This window comes from Prosthecobacter sp., from assembly GCF_014879935.1.
Taxonomy (GTDB): Bacteria; Verrucomicrobiota; Verrucomicrobiia; order Verrucomicrobiales; family Verrucomicrobiaceae; genus Prosthecobacter.
The window spans coordinates 76301-83905 of sequence record NZ_JACSRD010000210.1 but is presented as its reverse complement, the minus strand read 5'-3'; the positions used below and the strand labels follow the sequence as shown (position 1 = coordinate 83905).

At 58.8% G+C, this 7605-nt stretch carries 9 protein-coding genes; 1 reads left to right on the top strand and 8 read right to left on the bottom strand.

The annotated features are described in order from the left end of the window. Window positions 1–107: 107 nt before the first annotated feature. From IAE77_RS24030 to mutS, 6 genes are all read right to left on the bottom strand, one after another. Window positions 108–1244 carry a transposase gene (locus IAE77_RS24030; RefSeq protein ID WP_294232202.1) on the bottom strand — a complete coding sequence of 379 codons (1137 nt, stop codon included), beginning with the start codon at window positions 1242–1244 and terminating at the stop codon, window positions 108–110. 32 nt (window positions 1245–1276) lie between these two features. After that, a complete protein-coding gene (locus IAE77_RS24025; RefSeq protein ID WP_294232200.1) occupies window positions 1277–1483 on the bottom strand; it encodes a hypothetical protein in 207 nt (68 codons plus the stop codon). A gap of 151 nt (window positions 1484–1634) precedes the next feature. Then, window positions 1635–2045 carry a hypothetical protein gene (locus IAE77_RS24020; protein ID WP_294232198.1) on the bottom strand — a complete coding sequence of 137 codons (411 nt, stop codon included), beginning with the start codon at window positions 2043–2045 and terminating at the stop codon, window positions 1635–1637. Next, on the bottom strand, window positions 2017–2562 hold the full coding sequence (locus tag IAE77_RS24015) for a hypothetical protein (protein WP_294232196.1): 546 nt from the start codon (window positions 2560–2562) through the stop codon (window positions 2017–2019). The genes IAE77_RS24020 and IAE77_RS24015 overlap by 29 nt, the downstream gene beginning before the upstream one ends. Next, window positions 2538–3296 carry a TIGR04255 family protein gene (locus tag IAE77_RS24010; RefSeq protein ID WP_294232195.1) on the bottom strand — a complete coding sequence of 253 codons (759 nt, stop codon included), beginning with the start codon at window positions 3294–3296 and terminating at the stop codon, window positions 2538–2540. The genes IAE77_RS24015 and IAE77_RS24010 overlap by 25 nt, the downstream gene beginning before the upstream one ends. 47 nt (window positions 3297–3343) lie before the next feature. After that, complete coding sequence (gene mutS, locus IAE77_RS24005) at window positions 3344–5848, bottom strand: DNA mismatch repair protein MutS (protein WP_294232193.1); 2505 nt, start codon at window positions 5846–5848, stop codon at window positions 3344–3346. Between the two features lie 100 nt (window positions 5849–5948). Here mutS and IAE77_RS24000 point away from each other — a divergent pair, with 100 nt between their 5' ends. Continuing rightward, window positions 5949–6311 carry a hypothetical protein gene (locus tag IAE77_RS24000; RefSeq protein WP_294232191.1) on the top strand — a complete coding sequence of 121 codons (363 nt, stop codon included), beginning with the start codon at window positions 5949–5951 and terminating at the stop codon, window positions 6309–6311. Between the two features lie 30 nt (window positions 6312–6341). On the opposite strand, the gene IAE77_RS23995 is transcribed toward IAE77_RS24000, so the two are convergent. Together IAE77_RS23995 and IAE77_RS23990 are read right to left on the bottom strand one after the other, a co-directional pair. Further along, window positions 6342–7205: an alpha/beta hydrolase gene (locus IAE77_RS23995; protein ID WP_294232190.1), complete on the bottom strand. Its 864-nt coding sequence runs from the start codon at window positions 7203–7205 to the stop codon at window positions 6342–6344. An 80-nt stretch (window positions 7206–7285) separates the two neighbouring features. Then, window positions 7286–7591, bottom strand: coding sequence for a hypothetical protein (locus IAE77_RS23990; protein WP_294232188.1), 306 nt, complete (start codon window positions 7589–7591; stop codon window positions 7286–7288). Window positions 7592–7605: the final 14 nt, after the last annotated feature.

The window sequence follows — 7605 nt, the reverse complement described above, 5'->3', positions numbered from 1 at the left end:
CGTTATCCAACCCGTGAGTACAACTTCTTTCTCTCGCCTTTTGAGGTTTTAAAACACTGCCTAGTATGGGTAGCCCGGCAGCGGTTTTTGCAGTCCCGTCGCCCCTGTCAGCCGACTGAACGTTTTCTCAAGCGTCGCAGGGCGAACAATCCTCCCGCACTCTCTGCGATCCTTCGCGCGCCATCCCGGCGTTTGGGGCCGAATTTATCGCGGTTTTCGATGAAGACGGTTTCCACGAACTTTTTGCTTCCCAGCACTAGACCATCGCTAAAGTAGCGCACTCGCAGCCGCACCATTTCGGTGTTGCTCAGCCTGCCTTTCTCCTTGAGCACCTGCCGCGCCTCCTCTGCCGTCACGCCCTGGCGCACCGCATTCTCGTTCTGCGCGTCTTTGACTTCCACACCAGTCGAAAACAACAGGCAACGATACGCCTCCGCTCCGCCAGCCGCTTCCCAGCCATCCACTGGCTTCGCCGTCACCTTGCTCAGCCCGCGCTGCGCCCGGCGGCTGCCGCTGACCGCCTCCGCGTAGCCGCACCAGCGATAGTCCTTGGGGTCTTTTACCAAGCCCGCACGCACCGGATTGAGATCGATATACGCAGCCATGGTGTGCAGCGGCTCGCCTTTGCCCTCTACCATGACGCTTTTGTAGCGGTCCATCCACAGCGTGCCTTTTCGCCCGCGCCGCTTGTTGAACCAGCGGCTGTAGCGTTCTTTGACCTCCTTCACAAAGATTGAGAGGTCGCAGAAGCGCTTCTTGATCGCCTCCAGTTTCGCCGAAGCCAGCGTGTGCATGCCCAGCCGCCGCAGTTCCCCGATCTCCTGCCTCAGCAGGCCGACGAATTCCCTGCTGTAGAGCGTGCGCAGGTGCTCGAAGAGCTTTTCCTCGCCGCCCACTCCCACGAAGCGCTCCAGCCAGATCTCGCGCTTCGGCACGTCCACGAGCGCATGAAAGTGATTGCCCATGATGCAGTAAGTCACCAGTCGCACCCCCGAGAACTCGGCCATCTTCCAGAGCAGGCGTCGCAACGCCTCCTTCTCCACGTCATCCCAAAACACCTCCCCTCCGCATGTGCGGGACATGACGTGGTAGGTGTAGCTCTCCAGCGGTCCCTTCCCCAGAATCCGCCGCCTGCCGCCCGACCAAGACCGCGCGGCGGGATAGGGAGCAGTTTTGGCATTGATGCCGACAAGCTGCTCCTCCAAGGGAATCGATTGGTTCTCAGGGCTTTTTGAGGTCTTCATGGAGGGAGACAATGGTCAAAATGAGGTGGCGGTCAAGCACTGAATGCCTGGCATTCTTTTCCTGGCATTCTTTTCCTGGCATTCTTTTCCGGGTGCCGTTTTGTCAGACAGTTGCAGCCTGACGTCATTTCCCCGGTCTTCACCGCGACTTCCAAGACCCGATCCATGCTTGGAAAGTGACCGTTGGCGACCTGCTCGCGGAGCAAGGCTTCGACCGGGGCGGTCAGGGTGGCCGTCATGGGACCCTCGGATGCCTTCGCCTGCGCCGGGCAAGCTCCAACGGCCCGGCTTCCTCGTGTGCTCGGCTATGACAAGAGAGTTACAGCCATTTTGTCAGACAGTTGCGGCCGGGATGATTTTCTTGAAGTCATTTCCGGAAGCCTACATTCTTCAAAGAACTACCAACTGGGCGCAACTGGCAACCTGAGTAGCCAAGTCTTTTTGCCGTGCCTTCTGAAGTTCAGGATCACTTTCCACCCATGGCCATCCTTCAATATTCGCATGTTTAGGCGGAGGCTCTTCGGCAACAACATCAAGCTGAGCTCGACGCACCTCCGATACATTCACGATGGCTACAGCTTTAAGCTGACGCTCCCCAGAAGTCGTTTCCTGCCACACCTTGCGCAATTGCTCTGGATCTTCGCCAATTCGAAACACCGACGAATTACGATGAACCGGATGGGGCAAGAACGCAGCGGGTTTGACCATTGTAGAGTTGAACTGACTGCTCGAGGTCAGAAACCTTGAGACGCACTCTGGATCACTTACATGATCAGGCAAACCGGATGGAAGCATTCTCATGGCCCAAAATTGCACTGATTCCTTCCAAGATGCGCTGAGGAACCTGCATCCCATCAAATCGTGCTACAGCGTAGCCACTATCGGCACCATCCAGCCACGAGAAAGACAACCTGGCCGAGGTTCCAATGCTAACGGAAAACACGCGCCGCTTGGAGACGATCCAATCTAAAGAAATAGCCCCATCTGGTTCTGGAGCGAGTTCTGGGAGAGGCACTCCGGAAGGAAGCACCTTGATGAATTCAGCAGTGGCTGCTGCCGCAATTCCACTCATTGGCATCGCATTGCTACCATCCCAATCATGTTGGGAACACTCGTCATAGAGCGTCCACAACTGGGATATCAATTCGGCTTTCTCTCCAAACAATGATTCTGAACGTTCTGCGCTAGAAACAACTGCAGAAGCTGCGCGACGAACCGCTTGTGCCTCAGATGACACAGCAGTGCCCCGGCGAGCAAACGGCTGAATGGCCGCGTAGCCCACAAACATTAAACTTAATGTCGAAACAGGTTCAGGCATTTTTCGGTGAGGGTGTTCTCGAAAATACGGTTCTTGAGACTTCTTAATGACAGAATCTGCTCGAGAATCCAGCCCCAATTTTCAACTTCGCCGCTTCTTTGCGAACAAACCGTGAGATCGAAGATGATCGGCAGTTGGTCATTTTCAGGTGCTTGGGTTGTGAGCACGATGGTTACCTCGTTACCAGTGGCAAGCTCCACAGCAGAGTGCTGGTTCAGAAAGCCTACAAAAGCGAGGTTGCTGTTTTCAGGTAATTGAGGGCAAGCTTTGATGTAGTCGTTGAACTCCAAAGCGTCATTTACGAGTGGCAGCAAGATGCGATTGATATATCGCATCCTAACAGACCTGATCTGAACGGGGTTCGCAATCTCCACAAACTTTCTCCAACACGACTCGATCTCCTCCAAATAATCCGTCAACGTTGTGTAGGGTTTGAGACGGTTAAACGAAAACCCCTGAGACCTGACCTGAACAAGTTGAGCTTGATCAACCTGTCGAAATTGGAACGCTTGAACAGCTCGCTTCCGATTTTGCACTGATGGTCCATTTTCCTCAGCCTTAATTTGAAACTCCTCCATCAACCGGAGCTGAAAGTGTGGATAACGAGGTTTATAGGCTTCTTTGGAAGCAGCCTCTAAAGAAGCCAAATCAAATTTGGGCGGCATGTCACAATCGATGTCCACCACCGCTTCGACAATTGGTGGAGAATCTAGACGAAGCTGATTTTGTTTCATTGGTTGCGAGAATAGTTAAACGTCCAACAGAGTCACGGTCATTTTCCTCACCCAAACAAACTCATCTGCCCCGCGTCCTCATCACTGCGCGGCTTCTTCCGGGTCTTCGCGGGCACGCTCGTTGCCACGGGGACTTCTTGGACGCTTTCGGCGGGTTGGTGGCCGGATTCGAGTTGGTGGAGGACTTCCTTGGCGCGGTCGATGACGTTTTCGGGGAGGCCGGCGAGTCTCGCGACCTGGATGCCGTAGCTTTTTTCGGCGGAGCCGGGGAGGATCTTGTGGAGGAAGATGATCTGATGGTTCCACTCCTTCACGGCGACGTTGTAGTTCTTCACGGCGGTGCGGCTCTGCGCGAGCGCGGTGATCTCGTGGTAGTGCGTGGCGAAGAGCGTGCGCGCGCCCACCTTGTCATGCAGATGCTCGGCGACGCTCCAGGCGATGCTGAGGCCGTCGAAGGTGCTCGTGCCGCGGCCGATCTCGTCGAGGATGACCAATGAGCGCTCGGTGGCGTTGTTGAGGATGAGCGCGGTCTCGTTCATCTCGACCATGAAGGTGCTCTGGCCGCGTGCGATGTCGTCGCTGGCGCCGATGCGGGTGAAGATACGATCGACGAGCCCGATCTCCGCGCTGGCGACGGGCAGGAAGCTACCAATCTGCGCCATGAGCGTGAGCAGCGCGGTCATGCGCAAATACGTGCTCTTACCGGCCATGTTCGGGCCGGTGATGAGGATGAGGCGGCTCTCCTCGGGCTCGAGCGTGATGTCATTCGGCACGAAGCGCTCGCCGCTGGTGAGATTCTGATCGAGCACGGGATGGCGGCCGTCGCGGATGAAGAGATTCCGCGTCTCATTGAGCACGGGGCGCGTGTAATTGAAAAGACGCGCGGTCTCGGCGAGCGAGGCGAGTGAATCGAGCACGGCGATGGTCTCCGCGGTCTCCTGGATCTGCGCGAGATGCTGCAGCACGCGGCCGCGCAGCTCGATGAACTGCTCGTATTCCAGCGCCTTGCTGCGCTCCTCGCTGCCGAGGATCTTGTCCTCCATGCGCTTCAACTCGTCGGTGATGTAGCGCTCGCCGTTGACGGTGGTCTGCTTGCGGTGGTAGTCGGCGGGCACGCTGCCGACGTTCGCCTTGGTGATCTCGATGAAGTAACCGAAGACGGCGTTGTATTTGATCTTGAGGCTCTTGATGCCCGTCCGCTCGATCTCCCGCGCCTGCAAATCCGCGATCCACTGCCGGCCGAGCGTGGAGGCATTGCGAAGCTCGTCGAGCTCCGGCAGCCAGCCCTCGCGAAAGACGCCGCCTTCTTTGATCTGCATGGGCGGTTCATCGACGATGGCGCGTTGGATTTCGGAAGAGAGCGCGGTGAGGTCGTGGAGGCGCGGAAGGAGGGACGAAAGAGACTGAAGCGACTCAAGAGAGGTGAGCAGATCTTTGAGTGAAGGCACCACCTCCAAAGACACCGCCAAAGCCTGCAAATCACGCCCATTGCCGCTGCCTTGGCTCAGACGGCTGCTGGTGCGTTCCAGATCACGCACTTCTTTGAGCAGCGTGCGCACCTGGCTGAGGAGCATGGGCTCATCGAGGAAGGCGGCGATCATGTCCTGGCGTTGCGTGAGCGTGTCGAGATCGCGCAGCGGGTGGAGGACCCAGTGGCGGAGCTTGCGGCCGCCCATGGGCGTGCAGGTGCGGTCGAGGGCGCTCAAAAGCGTGTGCGCGTTGCCGCCGCGGGCGCTGACGAGCTCGAGGTGGCTCTGGCTGGCGGCGTCGATGAGCACCACGTCGCTCGTTTGCGCGACGCGCAGGCGCTGGATGTGCTCGACGCTGCGGCGGAGCTGGAATTGCAGGTATTGCAGGATGCAGCCGGCGGCACACAGCGCGGCGCTGAGCCCCTGACAGCCGAAGCCATCGAGCGACTGCACTTTGAAGTGCTGCGTGAGGCTGTGCTGCGCCTGATCGAGCAAAAACAGGTAACTCTCCACCGCCTGCGCACAGGCCGGGCTGCCGAGCGCCTCGATCACGTCGCGCTGATCGTCGCTGTGGAGGATTTCACTGGCCTGGAGACGCTCCAACTCATCCGCGAGCTCGGTGGTGTCCTTGAACTCGGCCACTTCGAACTCGCCGGTGGTGTGATCGACATAAGCGAGGCCGAATTTCTTCCCATCGCGAAACACCGCGGCGAGGTAGTTCGGGCGGTTCGAGTCGAGCAAATTGAGGTCATTGATCGTGCCCGCGCTGAGGATCTGCGACACGGCCCGCTCGACGATCTTCCCCGGCACCGGATCGGTCGTCTGCTCGGCGATGGCGACGCGTTTGCCGGCCTTGATGAGCTTCGCGATGTAGCCCTGCGACGAATGATGCGGCACGCCGCACATCGGCACCGCGTTTCGTTTCGTCAGCGCCACATTCAGGATGGGCGAGGCGACCTTCGCGTCCTCGAAGAACAGCTCATAAAAGTCCCCCAGGCGGAAAAACAGCAGCACATCCTCCGGAAGCTCCCGCCGGATGGCGAGGTATTGCTTCATCATGGGAGTGGTGGCGGCGTCGGACATGGAGGGCGTCAAGAGGTCAAGAGCGGCGGGGAATGGTCAAGGCGGGAGTCGTGCGAAGTAATTCTTGAGTTTGAGCGGCGTTTGCTGGCAATATCCCGCCATGACACAAACCGAACGCGAAGCCCTCTTTGATCTCCTGACACTCTCGATTTATGCCGACGCCCACATCTCGCTCACGGAGGAGCGGCTGCTGGAGTCCGCCTTCATCGCGGAAGGCTGGGACTCGAAGCATCCGAAGAGCCTGTTCATCGACGAATCCTTTGCCCGTGCGCGTGAGATGTCGGAGAGCGACGAGACGATGATCGACTACATGAACGCCCGGGCGCAGGCCTTTAAAACCAAGACGGCGCAGAAAGAGGCGCTCGGTGTGGTGGCAAACATCCTGAAGAGCGATGGCGAAAAGCCGGCGGAGAATGAGTTCTACAGCCTGTTGGTGCAGGCGCTGCCGAGGGCGACGAAGTGAGGTTTCTGTTCTCGGTTCGCTGTTCTCAGTTCACGGTTCCTTTTCGCCAAGGTGCTCTTTGAAGAAGGCGGCGGCGATTTCGACGGTTTCGGCGCACCAGGGATCGCTCATCCAGAACGGGTGCGGCGCGTTTTTGAGCGTGTGAACGGCGGTTTTGATGCCGAGGGCCTTCAGCTTCGCCATCATCTCGGCACGGCCGACTTTGAGCGTGTCTTTTTCGCCTTCGATGAAGATGGTGGGCGGCACACCGGCCCGAACGTGGGTGATGGGAGAGGCTGCCTTGTAGAGATCCGGTTTGTCATCGCAGTAGGCGCCGAAGAACAGCAGCGCGCCGTCATTCTTCTTCCCGGTGTTGGCGGCCACGAGGTCCTGCGTGGCGGCCATGACGATGCAGGCTTTGACGGCGCTGGACTGGTCCTTGAAAGGTCCGTCCCCTTCAAATTCGGCCAGTCCCGAGGTCATGGCGGTCAAACCGGAGAGGTGGCCGCCAGCGGAGCCGCCGATGCAGCCGATGCGTTCAGGATCGAGCTTCAACTCCTTCGCATGCGCACGGAGGCAGCGCAGCGCGGCCTTGCAGTCGTGAAGCGCGGCCGGGTACTTCGCCTCGGTGCTCAAGCGATAGCTGACGAGGGCGGTGACGAAGCCGCGCTGGGCGAGGCGTTCCATCATCGGCTTGTCCGCCTCCACCTGACGGGCTTTCCAGCCGCCGCCGTGGATGTCGAGGATGCAGGGCCAGGTTCCTTCGCCATCCGGCACGTAAACGTGCAGTTCCACGTCGTGTTCGGGGTGCTTTTCGACCACGAGAGTCTTCAACGTGAAGCCTGCGGGAGTTTGCGGCTTGAGGGCCTTCCACTTTGGCGCGTCGGCGGCGGAAACACTGATGGACGCAAGCAAGAATGATGAAACGAGATGGCAGAAGCGCATGAGGAGCAGCATAACGCGTCACCTGGTGGCATCTCGCGCCCGTCTTGCGGTCACTCTTCGATGAGAAAGCGCAGCAGCACGGTCATCAGCACCGTGAAAGCGACCGCGGAGACCATCGCGATGACGAACGCGGCATCTGGAGGCAGGTTCTGGCGGAAGGCCAGCACGCCGCCCCAGCCGAAGCCGACCAAGGCGGAGATCGTCAGCCGCACGGAGGTTTTGCGGGTCCAGGTCTTGAAACCGGACTCGGGTGTGATGCCCTGATTGATGAACGCGCTGATGATCAACGCGACCTGAAACACCGAGGCGATGATCGAGATCACCCAGAGGATCTGCGGCTGCATGAGGGTGCTCATTCCGGTGGCGTGAG